This is a genomic window from Paradesulfitobacterium aromaticivorans (assembly GCF_054657415.1).
The window spans coordinates 159,214-178,112 of sequence record NZ_BAAHYT010000008.1 but is presented as its reverse complement, the minus strand read 5'-3'; the positions used below and the strand labels follow the sequence as shown (position 1 = coordinate 178,112).

Genomic DNA, 18,899 nt, shown 5'->3' with positions numbered 1-18,899 from the left:
ATGCCCAGAACACATTAAGATGATGGAGGTGGGAAATATGGATTTTGCTTTGAGTGAAGAGCAACGCATGCTACGGGATACGGTGCGTAAGTTTGTGGAAAAAGAGATCAAGCCTTATGTAGAAGAACTGGACCAAAAGGAAGAATATCCCTGGGATATCATGAAGAAGATCTACGAGCAAGGGTTTACCAACCTGAATATTCCGGAAGATTACGGCGGACCCGGGATTGACGCTTTGACCGCGCTGATCATTACGGAAGAAATTGCCCGGGGCTGTGCTGCGGTGGCCACCAGTGCCTCCTGCAATTCCCTGGCGACCTATCCCATTTTGTTGGGTGGCACTAAGCAACAAAAAGAGCGTTTCTTGCAGCCCATTGCCCAAGAAGGTAAATACGCATCCTTTTGTCTGACCGAGCCGGGGGCCGGTTCGGATGTAGCAGGGATTGCCACCATTGCCCGCAAATCCGGCAACAAGTACATTATTAATGGGCGCAAGCAATTCATTACCAGTGCGAATGTGGCCAACTTCCTCACCGTTTTTTGCCGCACCGGTGAGGAAAAAGGACATAAAGCCATCAGTGCCATCGTTGTTGAACGGGATACCCCAGGCGTCAGCATCGGGCGCCAAGAAAAGAAAATGGGGTTGCGGGCTTCTACCACCTGTGAAGTGATCTTCGAGGATGTGGAGGTTCCGGCTGAGAACTTGCTCAGTGAGGAAGGAGCGGGTTTCCGGCTGTCCATGGAAACCCTGGATAAGGCGCGTCCCACCACCGGGGCCATGGCCCTGGGCGTGGCTCAGGCAGCGCTGGAGGCTTCAGTAAATTATGCTCGGGAGCGCGTCCAGTTTGGCAAACCGATTGCTCAGCAGCAGGCCGTACAAATGATTTTGGCCGATATGGCCATGAAAGTGGAAACAGCCCGTCTGCTGGTCTATAAGGTGGGGTATCTTATGGCAAATGGCTTGCCCTTCACCCAAGAGTCGGCTATGAGTAAATGCTATGCTGCTGATATAGCCATGGAAGTGACAACGGACGCAGTCCAGATTTTTGGCGGTTACGGTTATACCCGCGACTATCCGGTGGAGAAGTATATGAGAGATGCCAAGATCATGCAGATCTATGAAGGCACCAACCAGATTCAGCGGATTGTAATTGCTAAGGAGTTATTGTGCTAGCGAGATGCCCATGCCGGTGTGCGGCAGCGTCAGAAGGATATCTTAAACATTCGATTTGGAACCCCTTGTTCTTAAGGGGTTCTTCATATTCATTTTTTGATGCGGGGGTCGTCGTTGGTTGATACTCCATTCATTATATGTCTGCCCGAAATAGCTCGCGTCTTTATATATTATTTGGTAAAATATTAAAAATAGAAGTAATAATCTGGGGGTTTTCAGTAAGCCGCTTGTTAATGCCGCAGGAGGTACGCTGCCGACTTGTTGCGTCTGTAACCGGGATTAAGGCGTTCCATACAAAGGGGAAGACAAATGATAACGACCAATATTATGGATTCAATGCACGATGGGGTCATGGTGGTCGGCATGGATTCGACCATACTCTATGCTAACCCGGCATACACCCGCTGTTTCGGGGTTCAGGTAGGGAAGGTCTTGGGGCGAAAGCTCTCTGAGATTGAGCCTAATTCCCGCGTTCTCGCTGTTTTGCGTAGCGGCAAGCCCGTTGTTGATGATCACTCCCATGTGGTTTCCGTCGGCATTGACATCGTGGCCAATATCACACCGGTCCTTGAACAGGGAAAGATGACAGGTGCCGTAGCCGTTTTCCGCGATGCAACGGAAGTCATGGCACTTAAAGATCTTGTTACGAGGTATCATTCAGAACTTTTAGAGCTGCGGACACGGTTGTTAGACGTAGACGATGTGGTTTGGGACAGTCCGGCCATGCGGCGAGTCTCAGAACTGGCCCAACGGGTGGCCATGGTTGATTCCACCGTGCTGATTTCCGGCGAGTCAGGAACAGGAAAAGAGGTAGTGGCCAAGCTGATCCACAGGTTGAGTCAACGCCATGATGGTCCCATGGTTGCGATTAACTGTGGGGCCATACCGGAAAATCTATTGGAATCTGAACTCTTCGGCTATGAAAAGGGCGCTTTCACTGGGGCTGTAAGAGAAGGCAAGGCGGGGCTGCTGGAGGTCGCTGATAAGGGAACCATTTTGCTGGATGAGATAGGAGAGTTGCCGTTCAGCCTTCAGGTTAAGCTGCTGCGGGTGATCCAGGAACTGCGCTTTATACGCATCGGCGGAGTCAAACAGGTAAAGGTGGATGTGAGGTTCGTAGCTGCTACCAACCGCGACCTCAAGATTATGGTTAAACAAGGGACTTTCCGTGAGGATTTATTTTACCGGTTAAACGTGGTGCCCATTCACATTCCCCCTTTGCGGGAGCGGAAAAGGGATATAGCCGGCTTGGTCAGAGCTTTCCTTAAAAAATATAATGAGAAGTATCATCGTGAGAAAAGAATTCTTCCGGAAGTGGTGCGCTATTTCGAAACCGCTTACGATTGGCCGGGTAATGTGCGGGAGCTGGAAAACATTGTGGAGCGACTGGTGGTATCCTGTTGCGATGACACCATCCGGCTTGACGACGAGGTTCTTAAGGATTATTTTGACCTGCAGGGCGACGAGGACAAGCGCGTGATTGTGAGCGGTTTGATGAACCTGAAAAAAGCGCGGGAGCTTGTGGAACGGGAAATAATCCAAAAAGCCGCTCAGGTTTTCAGTTCGACCCGTGGTGCTGCAGAAGCTCTGGGAATGGACTATTCAACGATAGCGAGGAAAGCAAAAAAATATGGGATCCAATTTCAAACGAATTGACGGTTTTTGAACCTTACCCCAGCGTTCTTATCTCGAGGGGTGAACATAGAGGGATGTTGCGCTCCCAAGGTATTCCCCATATCCCCGTTGCATAATTGCCACAGGGCGAGCACAAATGCAACAGGCTTAGGGTTATCCGATGACTCAGGGATTAAGCCCGTGATTCAATCCAAGAATTCAGAAAGTTTAGAATAAAAGCATCTAGCTTGTTGCATTTTAGCAACAGGAATAATAAACAATGTACGGTAAAGCTGGTTCAGGAGTCGGCATGCTTTTTGCTATTAATCTTATGGCATGCGTAAATGCGGGGATTATACTGATTGAAGATTGTCGTTATTTATTTTGGGAGGTGTTCAGATGAAAAAACCAGGAGAAGAAAAGTTAAGTTCATTGTTCGCACCCGGGAAGATTGGCAAATATGAGACGAAGAACCGGGTGAAGTACGGGGCCTGCTGTGTTTCCAACTACAACACGAGGGACGGCTATATTACGGACCGGGAGTTAGCCCGGGACAAAGTCATTGCCGGAACCGGCTGCGGCATTATCACGAATCAGGGCGCTTATTCCGATCCTTTGGGTGAGGGCAAAGCTTATTTCAGGCAAATTGCCCTCTTCGATGATAAGTTTTTGCCGCAGTTTGAAAAGATCGCCGGTTATATTCACGATGAAGGTGGAGTAGCAATTCAACAGATCCTCCATGCCGGTCGTTATGGCGGCATCGACCTCGGCTACTGTATCCAGCCCTCGGTGGTGCCCCAGACTTTGACACATTTCCGACCGCCGCGCGAGATCAGCAAAGAGCAGATTAAAGAAACGATCAAACAGCATGCTGAGGCTGCCCGCAGGTCGATTAAAGCCGGGTTTGACGGTACAGAAATCACCAGTTTTATGGGCTACTTGCTGGCCAATTTCAACTCCAAATTCACCAATCGCCGCACGGACGAATATGGGGGTTCGCTCGAAAACAGGGGCCGCTTCATGCGTGAACTCATTTACGCGATTAAAGAGGCCCAAGGGGATGATCATCCTTTGGTCGTGCGTTTAAACGGTGCTGAACTGATGGATAAATGGGGCGGTAGCTCAGAAGATGAATGTTTTGAAATGATGAAAATGGCCGGGGATGCCGGAGTCGATATGATCAGTGTCACGGTTGGCTGGCAGGAAGCACCCGTATCCTCAATCGGACGCGATGTTCCTCCCGGATATTGGAACCGTTTGGCAGCCAGGGCGAAACAGCTCTTGCCGGAGGTACCGATCGCTTTTGGCGTGCGTTTGCCCGATCCGGTGATGGCCAATGAAAATATAGCGAATGGGGAGTTTGACTTCTGGGAAGTGTGCCGTCCGATGCTTGCTGACCCGGAACTCTTGCATAAAGCGGCTGATGACCGTCTGGATGAGGCTAAACGCTGCATAGGGTGTATGAATTGTCTGTCGAGGCTCTTTCGCGACCTTCCGTATTTGTGCACCAATAATCCCGCCCTGGGCCATGAAGTTGAGCCCGAGTACCACATTACCCCGGCTGCTGTTAAAAAGAAAATCATGGTTGTCGGTGCCGGCCCCGCCGGTCTGGAGTGTGCAATCGCTGCCACTCAGCGGGGACATGAGGTGACCATCTTTGAAAAAGGGGAGGAAATCGGGGGCAGTCTGCTGGGTTATGCAGCGCATGACATGGCCAACCGCGAGGACTTGCAAAGTCAAATTTCCTATTATAAGACCATGATCGCCAAACTTGGGATTGAGGTTAAGTACAATATTGATGTCAATCCTAAGTTTATGCGCAGCATACTCCACCAGTATGACGTGACTGTACTTGCCGCTGGAGCCCGGGCAGACTTGCAGGCCATCCCGGTGCCGGAAGAGGAAGGACTCTTGGTCAATCCCCAGGACGTAGCCTCCGGCAAAGTGCAAGTCGGACAGAAAGTGGTAATTTTAGGCGGCGGCAAAATCGGGCTAACCTTGGCCGAATCTCTCAAGGACCAAGGGTTGGATGTGACGATCGTGGAAAAAGAGAAGCGCCTGGCCGGGGATGTCATCCCGTCCTGGAAATGGCGTCATACCTCCTGGGTTGAAGAACTGAAAATTCCCGCGCTTACTAATTCCACGGTTAAAAGAATTGGAGGCGGCGGCGTCACAGTGATCAATGACAAGGGAGAGGAAACATTCCTCGAGGCTGACACCGTCATCGCCGCGTCACCGCGCCGCGGCAACCAGGAACTGTTCCAGGAGTTCGAGTTCATGGTAGATGAACTGCATGGCGCTGGGGACGTCCTGGTTCCGCGCGGCCTGGCCCAGGCGATTCATGAGGGCTACCGTCTGGGAGTCAGGATTTAAGCCTTGGATGCAAGGCATCTCGCCGGAGCTGAGAATGAATCCAGTTATGCGAATTAATTCGTACAAAAGGAGGCTAAGAGATGGAAGCTACCCTTGATATGGAGCGTGGCGTGTTGCTAGATAATGAAAGCTGGCAGGGCAGGCTGGATTCGGCCCAGGCTGGGTTTTCCGGCCTGAGCCCTGGAGCACGCATCGGAGTTATTTCTCACAAAACGATGGCTAACAACGGCGGGCAGATGCTCGTATGGGAAGTACGTGAGGAGTGCATGAGAGCAGATGCCGTGAAATTTAACGGGTTTGGGGATGCGGGAGCAGACCTTCTGTTTATAGCAGATGATGAAGTAATCAGCCCCCTGCTTGAGGGAGAACAAGGTCTGCTTGCGGAAATGAAACAGGGGCTCCGTGCGGGACAGATTCTCTTTTATGCGCTTAAGAGCCAGGGGCAGTTGCTTGACCTGGGGTATGAGGAATTGCTTGAAACAGTAGGTCTTCCATTTCAAGGGGCTTGCCGATGATTTTCTACAATCCAAGCGGTGCCCCTGAACTTGCGTGTAACAATTGCGGCTGCCGTTGGTATGATCGTTTGACAAATACTTGCTATGAGTGCGGAAGTGAAGTAACAGAAGAAGATATTGCGGAATACCAGGCGGAATTAGAGAAGTTTTACGCTGAACGCGGGATTAGGCCGTAAAAAAGAGGGAGGTAAAAAGAGTTGACTCCTACTACAGAAGAAGCCTACAAGAGGCTTGAGAAAGACTGGCGCTCCATGATTTTTATTGCCCATGACTTTTTTCACCGCTGGCGCCAGGTCGTGGAAGAAAAATACGGTGTAGAAGCAGCGGAAGGTTTAATTACTCGCTTTTGGGAACTGGTGGGAGAGGGTACCGGAGAAAGTTATCTTAAGCGAGGCCGGGATACGGAAAACCTGGAACAGGTTGTCAGGGCTATGCTGAGGGCGAGTGAGGTCATGGGCGAACAGGTGCGCATGGCGGTAGATGGGGATGACTACTTGCTGATTCATGATGCCTGTCCCTGGATTGACTCATTTAAGGATTACGGAGCCCCTGGACAATGCCAGTCCGGGTGTGACCATTGGTTTGGAACAGCGCTTAAGGTCATATCTCCCAATTTACGCGTACTTACGGAGAGTTGCCTTGCCGCCGGGGACAATGCTTGTGTCAGACGCTATTCTAAACACGGATAAGCATGGCTCCAAGTACGATAGGAGTTTGATGTTATATCTTCATACTTTCAGCGTTCTTAGGGTAGGAAGGCACGGTCGATAAGCGAGGCTAATATAAAAAGTGGGAAGTGGCCGTTGGCATCTGAATAGCGTCAATGGCCTTCTTCTTAGATCATAACGAAATAAAAAGGATTCTGACTCCTGAGTAGTTACCAATTTATTAGGAAATCTAAATATGAAATAGGCGGATTAGCAAAGTAACCCGCCCCTTCCCGAACCGTACAAGCGACTTTCACCGCATACGGCTCTCCATATTCCAAATGGGTCATCGTCGTTTTAGCTGATTAAGCTGAAACCTGTCGGCTTCGACATCGGCAAAACAGTGCGCGCAAAGGGGTATCTGTCGCCGGTTGATGGACAGCATGACAGTAATAATCGGCGAATAGGGCTCATCGAGCTTCTTCTTCGTTTTCCTGTGATACATGCTGACATTGTAGTGCGGATTGCCGCAGATGTAGCAGCCACGGGCAAGCGGGTCCATCAAGTTGTACATGGGCAGGAAGAAGAACGATTTAACTGCCAACTTGATATTAGCGAAGAAGTCCTTTTGTCTCGCAAAAGATTTGTACAGTGCCAGACTGACTGAGCAGGCTTTACCTTTTGCATTCTTGTAATTGACCATAAGAGCCCTGCCGTACCGGGCGAACACTTTCTTGATACTGATGTCGAATTTGCGCGCCAGAGTTTTAGCTATGGAAAAATGCACGATGTATTGGATGCGCGCACCCTCATAGAAATTGGCGCAGCCGCGCTGCCCTGTCAGGAGTCCACGCAGTACCTGGTTGCCGTATTTGATGATTTCTTCCGGAGATTCTCTAAGGAGGCGAGTGATACCAATGGGATAGCCATTGCCTGTGCACATGCCATTTTCCCGTAGCTTATTCAGGATGCCCTCCGTATTCATGTAGATACGAAGGGCTGGGTCAAAAGGGTTGCTTTGAAATTTACCGTGTTTGACAGCGCCCTTGCGGATGATATATCCGAGAAAGGTCACGTCATGATCAGCGGCATGCGTGATTTTGGTTTTCTCGTCGCTCAACCTCAGGCAGAGTTCGTTTTTCAGAAACTCCTTGATTTTCCGCTTCAAGTCCTCTGCATAAGCTTTAGGAGCAATCAGGCCAATCAGAAAGTCATCAGCGTATCTCAAGTACTTTACTCTGCGGAAATTGGGGTCGAATCTATCACTGGACGGGAGGTTTTCCATTTTACACTTCAGGTGCTTAATGGTTTTCGGGTCGCTGCCGTTGCTGACTGCCTTTTTGTATTGGTATCTTGCCTTGGCGTAGTCCGGGTTTTGCCTGCGGTAATCACCTGTGGTGTCTGTCTCGATCATGTTTTCCATAAATCTGTCCAGCTTATCAAGATAGATGTTGCAGAGTATGGGACTGCAGCAGGAGCCTTGGGCGTTTCCGGTCTTAGTCCCATGGTAAACGTGCTGCATGTCGAAGTAGCCAGCCTTGAGTATCTTGTTGATAAGCCGGATGAAGCGTTCGTCGCTGATACGCTCCCGCAGTATCTTTTCAAGTGTGCGATGGTCAATTTCATCAAAGCAGGCGGAGATATCACCCTCAATACACCAAATCGTACCTCTCCATGTTTCCACCTCGGCAATGGCGCTTTGGGTAGACCGTTTTGGCCGGAAGCCGTGCGAGAGGTTCGAAAAGGTAGGTTCGTAGATGCACTCCAGGATAATGCGGACTGCCTCCTGAACGAGCTTGTCCTTTCCGTTTGGAAAGCTGAGCTTGCGCATTTTACCATTGCGTTTAGGTATCATCGTTGTTCTGTTTGGCTGAGGCTGGTAGGACTCGTCACGCATGGAAGCGATAAGTTCCGTAATCCATTCCTCGCCGAAGCCGTGCAGGGAGGTGCCATCAGCGCCGGAGGTCTCCGCGCCGTCGTTGGACTTGACGGAGTTGTAAGCGATGATGTACAGGTCTCTGTTGTAGAACAAGCGGTAAAGGTCACCGTTAACATAGCAATGGTCGGCATTGTTTCGACGGCGATAACCTTCCAATCTTTCCACAAGTTTTGATTGCTCCATTCAAAGCAACTCCTCTCAAAATTGGAACTTGGAATACTGCCCCCCTTCACCAGGTGCCTTCCATTACAGAAGGCCGTTAGGCTACTGTTAGGGCTCTCTGCCATATGCCGAGAACGGCACTTAGGCAGGTCACGTTTGACAGCTTCATATAGTATCTCCATACGTAGGTATCCGGTTGGTCGTTACCCTGCTTACCGCAGGTGCGTCAACAGGCCTGCTTATATCCAATCCCTAATATATTGGGTATACCCATTGATACCGGTGTTTTACGTCCGGCAGCGTTCCACAGCCACGGACCCGGATTCAGCCCACAGGCTTTACCATATATGGCCTGACTCGCCAGGCTACTCGACAGCAAGTGCTGTCTAATCCTGACTTTACCGACATGCTGTTGTCCCCCAGAGGCTTTCGCATGAGGTGGGTCGGTTGTCTTACATCGCAACGCAGGAGCGATGATTTCTGAGAAATGTATATGAAGCGCACAACGTGCGCACTTAGGGAGGAAGACTTTATGCCCGCACCTTCCTTGTCGCTTGACCAAGTTTTATCTTTGTTTGAATGTATCCACAGTGGAATTATAGCAGTAGATGCTGCAGGGAAGGTTATTGTCTGCAATGCGGCTGCCCGTAAAATTTTGGAAGTTGGGCCGGAAGTGGTCGGGACTCCGATTAGCAACTTGCTGCCTGAAACAAAATTGTTGGAGATAATCAATAGCGGGCGCGGGGACTATGGCAAACAGTTCTCTTACAAGGACAAGACCTATGTGGTTAACCGCACGCCGATTTTTGCGGAGGGGGAATTAGGGCAGGAAGTGGTCGGGGCGGTTACGGTTTTTCAGGATGTTACTGAGCTTGAAGAAATCTCAACTGAGCTCGAATCGTTTAAGAAGGTTAACAAGGAACTTGAAGGGATTTTCGCGTCTTCTTATGACGGAATCATCATCACTGACGGTGAGGGCAATGTTCTGAAAATCAATCAGGCTCTACTAAGAGTTACAGATTTGACACGTGAAGATTTCTTGGGTCAAAAAATTGATTCTCTTTATGAAAAAGAGATTTTCTCCTACGAAGCAGTAGCCAAAAGGGCTAGGGTCGGAAAAAAGTTAGTTACAGGGATTCAAAGGATTAAGACTGGGAAAGAGGTAATTGTAAGCGCTACGCCGGTGTTTGACGATGACGGGAACGTGATCAGGGTCGTAACCAATGTGCGGGACATGTCTGATCTGGTCAAGCTGGAAGAGGAACTAAATGAGTCGCGCCAACTAAGCGATCAGTTGCGTTCTCAGTTTAATAAACTGTTGGAAGAAGAACTGCGTTCGCACGGCTTGGTTACGCAAAACCCTGAAATGTTTAGGCTGCTCGACATGATTCGGCGCGTGGCCGCCAGTGACGTCACAGTTTTGGTTCAAGGGGAGTCTGGTGTTGGTAAGGAAGTTTTTGCGAAACTCATTCATATCTGGAGCCAGAGGAAAGGTGCTTTTATTAAAGTAAATTGCAGCGCATTGCCGGGACACTTGCTTGAATCAGAGCTTTTTGGGTATAGCAAAGGGGCTTTTACCGGGGCTAACAGCGAAGGAAAACCGGGACTATTTGAACTGGCCCAGGATGGGACACTTTTTCTGGATGAAATCGAGGATTTGCCCTTAGAACTGCAAGGAAAGTTTCTGCGCGTCCTGCAGGACGGGGAATTTATGAGGCTGGGCGGGACGAAGTACATTAACGTCAATGTGCGTTTGATCGCAGCCAGCAATAAAGATCTCAGCGCCATGGTGAGCGAGCGCCTGTTCCGGCAGGACTTGTATTACCGCCTCAATGTTGTGCCTCTGACAATCCCCCCTTTGCGGCAGAGAATCGAGGATATTCCGGTGCTGGTAGAGTTTTTCGTTGAAAAATTTAATCGCAAATACGGAACAGTGAAAACAGTTTCTCCGGAGTTGATGCAGAGATTCACTGAGTATGACTGGCCGGGAAATATACGGGAACTGGCAAATATTTTGGAAAGGCTGGTTTTGCTGAGCCCGGGTGAGAGATTGACTCCTCCTTCGTGGTTTGCCGGCCAGGCTGAGTTGCCCATGTCTGTGGCTCAACATGAGCTCGTCCGCTCTGAGACTGAACCGGGGGTGGGAATGCCTCCATCCACGCCCACGGACGAACTGCCTAAACTCAAAGATGCCTTGGCCCGGACAGAATTAGAATTGCTGTCCCAGGCTCTGCGCAAATATAAAGACTCACGCAGTATCGGGCGGGCTCTGGGTATTTCACATACGGCAGTGCTCAAGAAGCTTAGAAAATACCGCCACCAAATTGGAAACCATTCTTGCCATCCGGAAGCATAAGTTTCCAGAATTTCTGGCAAACGGCAACCTAAGTTTCCAACGCTGGAATCAAGCGAGTGTAAAGGGGCTTTACGGGCGTGCGTTTGAGGTCATCGCATGTTAATAAGTTGACATCACCGGCGTTAAAGCTTTTGGCCTCCTCCCAACCAAGAACGAAAAGTAACCGCTTAACTTGTATAAGCTGCCTTTAATCCATTGAAGAAGCATATAGCAAATTTATATGGGTTTCTTATGTCTTAGCTCATTGAACAGTGCCCGCTCAGGCACTGTTTTTGCAATTTACAGAAAATCAGGAAAAGTGAAACTTCAATGAAGTAAGGGGGCAATTGAGAAGTAGCAAAGAGAAGTGGCTCAAGAGACATAAAGAACTCAGCAACAGCAAGTAAAAACTCACAAAGGAGGAGATTTGATGTTAGAAGGGTGCACACCATGGCCGCAGGACTTGGTACAGCACTATCGGGCGCAAGGGTATTGGCAGGATTTAACGATTTCGGATGTCTTGGATGCTTCAATAGCCAATTTTGGGGACAAGGAAGCGCTAGTTTATGGAGATTTGCGGCTAAGCTACAGAGAGCTGGGTCAGAGGATTAACCGCATGGCTCTCCATCTCTTGGAGGCTGGGTTGAAGCCGCAGGACAGAGTTGTCCTCCAACTCCCCAATGCTCCTGAGTTCATTTATACCTTTTTAGCGCTTGTAAAAATCGGAGTGATCCCGGTGATGGCTTTGGCTCCGCACCGCCAGGCGGAAATTAGGCATTTCCTTAGAAGTTCGGGTGCCGTTGGTTACTTTATTGCGGCTGAATATCGCAAGTTTAACTACCTGGCCATGGCTGAGGAGATGAAAGCAGAAGTAGAAAGCTTAAAGTATGTGTTTGTGGCCGGGGAGAGTGGTTCGGAACGAGCGGTGTCAGAGGCCGGAGGAACGATATACCTTAGCGACCTTTTGATTCAGCCCATTGAGGAAAGATATGAACCGGGCCATCTGGACAAGTATAAGCCTGATCCTGCTGAAGTCGCGCTGATGCTGTTATCAGGGGGAACTACGGCTCTCTCCAAACTGATTCCGCGCACCCACAATGATTATGTATATAATTTCCAGCAGAGTGGACGTGTGGCAGGCATGAACGAAAAGGCAGTATTTTTAGCTGTGTTGCCGCTTGGGCACAACTATTCTCTCGGTTCCCCAGGCATTCTTGCCACGTTAGCTTATGGCGGCAGGGTAGTAATTGCCCCTGATCTCGATGCAGAAACAGTCTTTTCGTTAGTGGAAAAGGAAAAAGCAACGATCATTCCGGCAGCCGTACCTTTGATTGCGCGCTGGGTGAACTCCCCTGTGCCCGAGCTCTATAACCTTGAGTCCCTCCAAGTCGTGCAAAACGGCGGCGCTAAGCTTGCCCCTGAACTTAGAAGGCGTCTGAAGGAAAAATTCGGCTGTATCCCGCAGGAGGTATTTGGGACGGCTGAGGGTCTTTTGAACCTGACTCGCCTCGATGACAGTGAGGAACTTTTGTTTAACAGCTCAGGATCTCCTATTTGCCCTGATGATGAAATCAAGATCATAGACAGTGAGGGTAATGAAGTACCTGACGGGGAAAGCGGTGAACTTATTTGCCGCGGGCCTTATACGATCCGAGGATATTACAACTTGCCTGAAACGAATATGAAAGCATTTACTGCCGAAGGGTATTACCGAACCGGGGATGTGGTCAAGAAGCAAGGACGCTATCTCTTTACTGAAGGACGCAAGAATGATCTGATTAACAGAGGAGGGGAAAAAATCAGCTGTGATGAAGTGGAAAGCTTAATCTTGCGTCATCCTAAAGTGCACAACGTGGCCTTAATCGCGATGCCTGATGAAGTGTTCGGGGAAAGAGCTTGTGCCTATGTGATGCCAAGAGCGGGAGAAAAAATTTCTTTTGCAGAACTTATTGATTTTCTGAAAGAGCAAAATATCGCTAAATTTAAGCTCCCGGAAAGGGTAGAAATAGTTAAAGAGTTTCCCTTAAGTCCAGCCGGGAAAATCTTGAGAAGGCTCCTTCGGGAAGATATTACCGCTAAGCTCGAGCAGGAGAACAAGAAGATAGGCTAAGGGAGGAATATTTTATGTCACAAAGCATTAAAGCCAATCATTGGTTTGATGAGCAAAAGTTCAACCGTTTTCATGTTCTGCTGCTACTGATTACTGGTTCTGCTTTAATATTTGACGGTTATGATTCGCAGATAATAGCGTATATTATGCCTAAAGTTCTTGGAGAATGGCACCTTAGCCCGGTGGTAGCGGGGTCGCTGGCTTCCTATGGTTTCTTGGGGCTGATGATCGGCGCAGCCGGTTTTGGGATGATTTCTGATCGGATCGGTCGCAAAAAGAGCTTAATGTTGTCAATTGGGATTTTTTCCCTGTTTAGTGGGTTAACTTTCTTTGCCCCTAATTTCAAGGCTTTTGTCACTTTGCGTTTTTTAGCCGGTCTTGGCATGGGTGGAGCGATGCCAATCGCTATAACTTTGGTTTCTGAGTTTGCGCCGGCTAAAATCAGGGCCAAAGCAGTGACCGGGATGTTTGGGGGATTCACGCTGGGATGGGCGGTAGCCGGGCTGATGGCAATGTTGGTGATCCCGTCTTTTGGATGGAGGCCTTTGCTTCTGATGGGTTTGCTGCCGGTTCTGATAATTCCAGTCATAGCCATATACTTGCCTGAATCCGTCCGCTTTCTCAGTCATAAAGGGCGCTATGCGGAAGCAATCTCCAACATGCAGAAGATTGAGAGGATGGCAGGAATATCTCCGCGCACATGGAGGGAGCAAGATTTCACAGAGAGTGGAGCAACCGGTGCCGTGAAAGCTGCAGACGGATCGAAATCCGGGGACGGTTTACACGCCCTGGGCGGTTTGAAGGTGCTTTTCAGCCCGGGGCTGCGTTGGATGACTGTTTTGGTCTGGTTGACCTACTTCTTCAATTTACTGGTGATTTATGGTCTCGCCAGCTGGCTGCCATCATTGTTGGTAAAGTCGGGATTTTCCTTAGTCAAGAGCTACAGCTATGGCATGATTCAGTCCCTAGGAGCCACCGCGGGCGGCTTCCTCTTAGGATGGGTTATGGACAGGTTCGGACGGAAAGCAGGGTTGAGCCTTTTCTATTTCTTAGGAGGGCTGGCCTTATGGGTCTTTGCCTTTGCCACGTCTAATCTCCTCCTACTCTTAGCCGGAGCTGCCACCGGAGTATTTATCATTGGCACACAAATTGCGCAACACGTCATAACCGGAGAGATTTATCCTACTCAAGTAAGATCGAGCGGTGTTGGCTGGGCACTAACAATTGGCCGTCTCGGTTCGATTATCGGCCCGCTTTTAGGAGGGCTGATCCAGATGGGAAACTTTAGCTTTGGCCAATACTTCCTGATTTTCTCCATCCCCGCCTTTCTGTGCGCTGCCCTGGTATTGCTTTACAGGATTAACGTTAAAGGGGAAGGCTTAGAAACGATTAATCAAAAGCTATCCGTTGCAGCCGATGCTCAAGTGGCACCACAACCCACGCTTGAAACTCCTCAATAAACCTTGACTTTGCATAGCTAACATGCGCTACTGACAACTCCCCAGTCACATCTAAATTTCATATTTGACCAATTTATCATAAAAAGTTGATCTGCTTATTTTCAGCAAGCGGGCGGCTGCACTTTTATTTCCGTTAGCTTTTCTTAGAGCTTCTAACAGCATTTCCTTATCGACATCACTTAAGGTGCGACGATAGGAAGTGGGATCCATCGGTTTGATTGTTTCCGTTGCTTCCATGGCTTCCTGCTCACATTGAAAGATCTGGGCAGGAAGATCTTCTATGCCGATTTCCCCTTCCCAAACATAATTGGCAGCACGCTCAATGGCGTTTTCAAGTTCTCGGATATTTCCCGGCCAAGAATAATACTCCAAGGCTCTTTTAGCCTGTTGATTGATGCCCGTTATCTTCGACCCTAAAATCTGGTTGTATTTTTTGATGAACGATTCAGCTAAAATCAGAATATCTTCAGAGCGATCTCTCAGTGAAGGCAGGTAGAATTCGATGACATTGAGACGATAAAAAAGATCCTCTCTAAAAGTCCCTTTGGCGATCGCTTTCCGTAAATCCCGATTAGTGGCAGCAATGATCCGAACATCGACCTCCTGAATGTTTTGTCCACCCACGCGAATGAATTCTTTCTCCTGTAACACGTGCAATATCTTAACCTGGACAGACAGTGGCATTTCGCCAATTTCATCGAGCAGAATGGTTCCCCCGTGAGCTCGCTCAAAATAACCGGGCTTTCCCTTCTTGGACGCACCGGTAAATGAACCTGGGGCATAGCCGAATAATTCAGATTCTAACAAGCTTTCGGGAATGGCCGCACAATTTACTTTTATAAAGGGACGTTTTGCTCTGGGACTCTCGGTATGAATGGCACGGGCAAAGATGTTCTTGCCAACTCCACTTTCCCCGGTTAAAAGAACAGTTGAACTGCTTCGGGCAATACGTTGAGCATCTTTTTTCATCTTGTTGAACTCGGGATTATTGGAGATGATGTGATCGAAACTACTGATTTCACCGCCCCGTTTTTCAAGTTCATTACGGTAATATTGTACTTGTTGACTGAGCGAGAACCATTTTCGGGCAATTTCCTCAGTTAGAACATTATCATCAAGGTATACGGTACTCACAACGCCGGTGATTTCTATCCCGTCGTTTTCTTCTTTTTTAATAGGAATGTGCGAAACGATACAATTTCTGCCATTAATATTACAACCGTCAACTTCAGCTATGCCGGAAACAGCGACCTGAGCAGGACTATTAGTTGGGAGAAACATTTCCAAAGGCCTGCCGGTGATCGTTTCGGGGGTTTCCCTCATCAGTTGACTGGCCCTCTCATTGACATATCTAACGGTCCCTGAAATGTCCGACACAAACACACCATCAGAGGAGGCACTGAGAACTCCGCTGAGAGTGGTCTGCAACTCTTTCACCATTTCTAGTTCTTGCGCAATTTTTTCCACGTCCGAGATGTCCAGGAGCGCAATACTTGTACCTATTTGTACATCGCCCTCAAGGATCGGCACCTGGTTGACAATGACAGGAACCGATTTCACCGTTTGTTTGATTCCCAAGCGGCGCTTACTTGAAATGGTGATCTCGGGAAGAATCTCTTTTAGGTGCATTCCCTTTATGCCCGGCAGACTTAGTCCGAACATTCTTTCGGCGGCAGGATTAATGCGCAAAACATATCCATCTCTGTCTATAATGATGAGACCTTCGTAATTCACACGAAACAGGGACTCGAGAAGGGCAGATGAGGTCATAATCACGTTTAGACTTTCCCGCAGATATTCTCCCGTGCCAATCATTCCAACGACTTTGCCCGAAAGATCAACGACAACCACGTAGTCAACTTGGCTTCTTCCTATTCTCACCACGAGGGAAATTTCATCGTAGGTCAGTTCAGAAGATACAAAAACGGGATTATAAACAATGTAAGGATTACACGGATCATTTAAGCCGGAACCATCTAACAATGCCTTGTATAATCTTTTTTTGGGAAAGACACCAATAAGGTTTTCATTTTCATCAACGACAGGCAGCGTATTCAATTTATATTCATGGTAATACTGGATCACAGTCCGCAGGGTATCATTCAAATGAAGAACCCGAAATTGCCTATTCATCATTTGCTTGACAGTTATTCCTGAAGCAGCATTCAAGGCATTGGGAACAGCCATTTTTCCTTTCCCTTCCCTCAGATCATATCGGTTCTCTGCTAAACTATTATAAAGCGAACGACTTTGCATGAGCCTGGTTACTCAAAATTTTTACTGTAAGTTGTTTCATTATTATCTATTGTACAATAATTCGACATCGTCGCTGCTAAATCCTTTTCATTGTTCCAGAAATAAAAGTGCCACCTGCTTATGTTCACCGCATCCGGTGCGCATAAGGAAGTGGCCTATGTGTTTAGGCAGAATGAGAGCTTGTAGGGAGACGAAAAACTATGGCTTCTTATTCAATGACTGCCAAGACATCCCCTTCTTGCACCTGCTCGCCGATCTTGACATAAATCTCTTTCACTGTCCCCGCATCACCAAATACTGGGTTTTCCATCTTCATAGCTTCTAGCATGAATAATTCATCATCTTCGGTAACTTTTTGCCCCACATTAATGTTGATTTTTACTATCTTGCCGGCTATAGGACTATCTAAATTTGCCATTATACATACCTCCTCGTATTAATTTTTCCTGAAAACGCAGGCCAATTTCACCCCTCTCAACTGTGACCTCTACCTTGTGATGCAAAAACCATGCCACATAATTCGACAAAATATTAATAATATCATAGGCGTTTTGGCAATTGCTAATGCCGCAAAGAAAATAGAGGATTTAGCATTCCTGAACGTCAGATTTCTATGAGGGTGACAGGGAAACTGTCTGGTTCTTCAGACAACTGTACGACATTCCCTACAACTTTATGGCTACAGACACCGTTGCAACCGGTAACTTAGAATCATAACCTATCTTCTGAGTGAATACTCGCGGCTTCTGATGATTGGCATGACAATTGCTTATCAAGCAATTGTCGTTGTCGAAGAGGACAGGCCAATTGAAAGGAGAAGGTTATGGAAATCGTAAGCATGCTTAAAGCTATGGGGCAAGGAACAGGACTTGCCCACTTCACACCTGCCCATATAATCATGTTATTAGTGGGAATGTTATTTATATGGTTCGGAATCGTAAAGAAGTTTGAGCCATTCCTGTTAGTGCCCCTGGGGATCGGGTGTATCTTAGTAAATATTCCGGGTACAGGTTTAATGGCTCCTGGGGGGCTTTTGTTTTTTAACTACCAGGGTATCGCATCCGTGATTTACCCGCCCTTAATATTTTTGGGAGTGGGGGCAATGACGGACTTCGGACCGTTAATTGCCAATCCGAGTACGATCATCCTGGGGGCTGCCGCCCATCTGGGCATATTTATCGCCTTAATTGGAGCCAAGCTTTTGGGTTTTAGCATCGCTGAGGCCAGTGCGATCGGGATTATCGGAGGGGCGGATGGGCCCATGGCCATCTATGTGGCGACTAAACTGGCTCCGCATTTGCTTGGCCCGATAGCAGTCGCCGCATACTCATATATGGCATTGCTTCCCCTCATTCAGCCACCCATTATGAAAGCCTTGGTTCCTTTGGAAGAGAGAAAAATTGCCATGGCCAAAATGAGGCCTGTTTCTCAGCGAGAGAAAATCATGTTCCCCATCATGATGATTTTAATTGTCTTGGTCTTACTCCCGCCCATTGCACCCTTAATTTCCTGCTTGATGTTGGGCAATCTAATAAGGGAATCGGGTGTTATGGAGAGGATTTCCAACACAATAGGAGGAGTTTTTTTAGATGTCATTACCGTCTTTATTGCGGTTGCCATAGGATCAACCATGAGTGCGGAAAACTTCGTAAATTTACAGACCCTGAAAATTGTTACCCTTGGACTGATTGCTTTTTGTATTGGTACAGCCAGCGGTATCTTGTGGGCGCGGCTGATGTCCAAGATGAGCCGAGGAAAAATTAACCCGCTAATCGGCTCCGCAGGTATTGCAGCGGTGCCAATGGCAGCCCGCGTATCTCATAATGTTGGATTGCAATATAATAAACGCAATTTTTTAATCATGCATGCCATGGGACCAAATCTGGCAGGTGTCTTAGGGACTGCAGTAGCAGGCGGCATTATGCTTACTTTATTGGGGGTATTTTAAATGGCAATTATTCCGGATACTCTTTCAGGCGCGCTTGTGTTAAGTGTATTTGATTTTGTTGCTTGTTTCTTCGTGCTTTGGGGAATCAGTTTTCTTATCAAAGGACTTGGTTTTATTAGCAATAAGTTTCCGAATACTCCAGACGATAGCAAAAAGAGTGCATAATCAAGATAATGGGGAAAATTAAACAGCCCGTAAGCGAGTGCTTGCGGGCTGTTTGCATGCTTGGCAGCGGTAAATTCAAATCTATTTAGTATATCCCAACAGTATGCATTTTCGCATAATGTTTACTTTTCGGTTATATCTGATTCCGTACAACAGGAATTATAAGGGCCGTGCAGAATTACTAATTATCCCTTTATGCAG

At 48.0% G+C, this 18,899-nt stretch carries 15 protein-coding genes; 11 read left to right on the top strand and 4 right to left on the bottom strand.

Features of this window, described 5'->3' with window-relative positions; all coding sequences use genetic code 11:
- Window positions 1-37 precede the first annotated feature (37 nt).
- From ACYQ2N_RS03175 to ACYQ2N_RS03150, 6 genes are all read left to right on the top strand, one after another.
- The gene (locus tag ACYQ2N_RS03175) at window positions 38-1,174 is read left to right on the top strand and encodes an acyl-CoA dehydrogenase family protein (protein ID WP_459997477.1); all 1,137 of its coding nucleotides are present in this window, start codon (window positions 38-40) and stop codon (window positions 1,172-1,174) included.
- A gap of 309 nt (window positions 1,175-1,483) precedes the next feature.
- The gene (locus ACYQ2N_RS03170) at window positions 1,484-2,830 is read left to right on the top strand and encodes a sigma-54 interaction domain-containing protein (protein ID WP_459997476.1); all 1,347 of its coding nucleotides are present in this window, start codon (window positions 1,484-1,486) and stop codon (window positions 2,828-2,830) included.
- Window positions 2,831-3,187: 357 nt separating this feature from the next.
- Window positions 3,188-5,161: an oxidoreductase gene (locus tag ACYQ2N_RS03165; protein WP_459997475.1), complete on the top strand. Its 1,974-nt coding sequence runs from the start codon at window positions 3,188-3,190 to the stop codon at window positions 5,159-5,161.
- Window positions 5,162-5,241: 80 nt separating this feature from the next.
- A complete protein-coding gene (locus ACYQ2N_RS03160; RefSeq protein ID WP_459997474.1) occupies window positions 5,242-5,676 on the top strand; it encodes a hypothetical protein in 435 nt (144 codons plus the stop codon).
- Entirely contained in the window at window positions 5,673-5,852 is a 180-nt protein-coding gene (locus ACYQ2N_RS03155; RefSeq protein ID WP_459997473.1) for a hypothetical protein, read from the top strand. Before ACYQ2N_RS03160 ends, ACYQ2N_RS03155 begins: the two co-directional genes overlap by 4 nt.
- Window positions 5,853-5,873: 21 nt before the next feature.
- The gene (locus ACYQ2N_RS03150; RefSeq protein ID WP_459997472.1) at window positions 5,874-6,365 is read left to right on the top strand and encodes an L-2-amino-thiazoline-4-carboxylic acid hydrolase; all 492 of its coding nucleotides are present in this window, start codon (window positions 5,874-5,876) and stop codon (window positions 6,363-6,365) included.
- A 304-nt stretch (window positions 6,366-6,669) separates the two neighbouring features.
- On the opposite strand, the gene ACYQ2N_RS03145 is transcribed toward ACYQ2N_RS03150, so the two are convergent.
- Both ACYQ2N_RS03145 and ACYQ2N_RS03140 read right to left on the bottom strand, forming a co-directional pair.
- Entirely contained in the window at window positions 6,670-8,445 is a 1,776-nt protein-coding gene (locus ACYQ2N_RS03145) for a reverse transcriptase/maturase family protein (RefSeq protein ID WP_459997471.1), read from the bottom strand.
- A gap of 205 nt (window positions 8,446-8,650) precedes the next feature.
- Entirely contained in the window at window positions 8,651-8,803 is a 153-nt protein-coding gene (locus ACYQ2N_RS03140; protein WP_459997470.1) for a hypothetical protein, read from the bottom strand.
- A 153-nt stretch (window positions 8,804-8,956) separates the two neighbouring features.
- On the opposite strand from ACYQ2N_RS03140, the gene ACYQ2N_RS03135 reads away from it, so the two are divergent.
- The 3 genes from ACYQ2N_RS03135 to ACYQ2N_RS03125 all read left to right on the top strand — a co-directional run bounded on the left by ACYQ2N_RS03135 (window position 8,957) and on the right by ACYQ2N_RS03125 (window position 14,329).
- Window positions 8,957-10,780: a sigma-54 interaction domain-containing protein gene (locus ACYQ2N_RS03135; RefSeq protein WP_459997469.1), complete on the top strand. Its 1,824-nt coding sequence runs from the start codon at window positions 8,957-8,959 to the stop codon at window positions 10,778-10,780.
- Window positions 10,781-11,189: 409 nt separating this feature from the next.
- Window positions 11,190-12,869 (top strand): (2,3-dihydroxybenzoyl)adenylate synthase, encoded by a 1,680-nt coding sequence (locus tag ACYQ2N_RS03130; RefSeq protein ID WP_459997468.1) that lies wholly within the window; start codon window positions 11,190-11,192, stop codon window positions 12,867-12,869.
- Between the two features lie 14 nt (window positions 12,870-12,883).
- Window positions 12,884-14,329 carry an MFS transporter gene (locus tag ACYQ2N_RS03125; RefSeq protein WP_459997467.1) on the top strand — a complete coding sequence of 482 codons (1,446 nt, stop codon included), beginning with the start codon at window positions 12,884-12,886 and terminating at the stop codon, window positions 14,327-14,329.
- Window positions 14,330-14,380: 51 nt separating this feature from the next.
- Here the strand turns inward: ACYQ2N_RS03125 and ACYQ2N_RS03120 are convergent, their stop codons facing one another.
- Entirely contained in the window at window positions 14,381-16,516 is a 2,136-nt protein-coding gene (locus ACYQ2N_RS03120; protein ID WP_459997466.1) for a sigma 54-interacting transcriptional regulator, read from the bottom strand.
- 277 nt (window positions 16,517-16,793) lie between these two features.
- Window positions 16,794-17,003, bottom strand: a complete 210-nt coding sequence (locus ACYQ2N_RS03115; RefSeq protein WP_459997465.1) for a biotin/lipoyl-containing protein — start codon at window positions 17,001-17,003, stop codon at window positions 16,794-16,796.
- Window positions 17,004-17,408: 405 nt separating this feature from the next.
- Between ACYQ2N_RS03115 and ACYQ2N_RS03110 the strand changes: the two genes are divergently transcribed.
- Together ACYQ2N_RS03110 and ACYQ2N_RS03105 are read left to right on the top strand one after the other, a co-directional pair.
- Window positions 17,409-18,533 carry a sodium ion-translocating decarboxylase subunit beta gene (locus ACYQ2N_RS03110; RefSeq protein ID WP_459997464.1) on the top strand — a complete coding sequence of 375 codons (1,125 nt, stop codon included), beginning with the start codon at window positions 17,409-17,411 and terminating at the stop codon, window positions 18,531-18,533.
- Window positions 18,534-18,698 carry an OadG family protein gene (locus ACYQ2N_RS03105; RefSeq protein WP_459997463.1) on the top strand — a complete coding sequence of 55 codons (165 nt, stop codon included), beginning with the start codon at window positions 18,534-18,536 and terminating at the stop codon, window positions 18,696-18,698.
- The last annotated feature ends 201 nt before the right edge of the window (window positions 18,699-18,899 follow it).

What these genes read in the sequence shown, in the direction of transcription:
- ACYQ2N_RS03175 (WP_459997477.1), top strand. Translation starts at nt 38, where the DNA reads ATGGATTTTGCTTTGAGTGAAGAGCAACGCATGCTACGGGATACGGTG.
- ACYQ2N_RS03105 (WP_459997463.1), top strand. Translation starts at nt 18,534, where the DNA reads ATGGCAATTATTCCGGATACTCTTTCAGGCGCGCTTGTGTTAAGTGTA.
- ACYQ2N_RS03125 (WP_459997467.1), top strand. Translation starts at nt 12,884, where the DNA reads ATGTCACAAAGCATTAAAGCCAATCATTGGTTTGATGAGCAAAAGTTC.
- ACYQ2N_RS03170 (WP_459997476.1), top strand. Translation starts at nt 1,484, where the DNA reads ATGATAACGACCAATATTATGGATTCAATGCACGATGGGGTCATGGTG.
- ACYQ2N_RS03160 (WP_459997474.1), top strand. Translation starts at nt 5,242, where the DNA reads ATGGAAGCTACCCTTGATATGGAGCGTGGCGTGTTGCTAGATAATGAA.
- ACYQ2N_RS03155 (WP_459997473.1), top strand. Translation starts at nt 5,673, where the DNA reads ATGATTTTCTACAATCCAAGCGGTGCCCCTGAACTTGCGTGTAACAAT.
- ACYQ2N_RS03145 (WP_459997471.1), bottom strand. Translation starts at nt 8,445, where the DNA reads ATGGAGCAATCAAAACTTGTGGAAAGATTGGAAGGTTATCGCCGTCGA.
- ACYQ2N_RS03130 (WP_459997468.1), top strand. Translation starts at nt 11,190, where the DNA reads ATGTTAGAAGGGTGCACACCATGGCCGCAGGACTTGGTACAGCACTAT.
- ACYQ2N_RS03110 (WP_459997464.1), top strand. Translation starts at nt 17,409, where the DNA reads ATGGAAATCGTAAGCATGCTTAAAGCTATGGGGCAAGGAACAGGACTT.
- ACYQ2N_RS03135 (WP_459997469.1), top strand. Translation starts at nt 8,957, where the DNA reads ATGCCCGCACCTTCCTTGTCGCTTGACCAAGTTTTATCTTTGTTTGAA.
- ACYQ2N_RS03120 (WP_459997466.1), bottom strand. Translation starts at nt 16,516, where the DNA reads ATGGCTGTTCCCAATGCCTTGAATGCTGCTTCAGGAATAACTGTCAAG.
- ACYQ2N_RS03165 (WP_459997475.1), top strand. Translation starts at nt 3,188, where the DNA reads ATGAAAAAACCAGGAGAAGAAAAGTTAAGTTCATTGTTCGCACCCGGG.
- ACYQ2N_RS03115 (WP_459997465.1), bottom strand. Translation starts at nt 17,003, where the DNA reads ATGGCAAATTTAGATAGTCCTATAGCCGGCAAGATAGTAAAAATCAAC.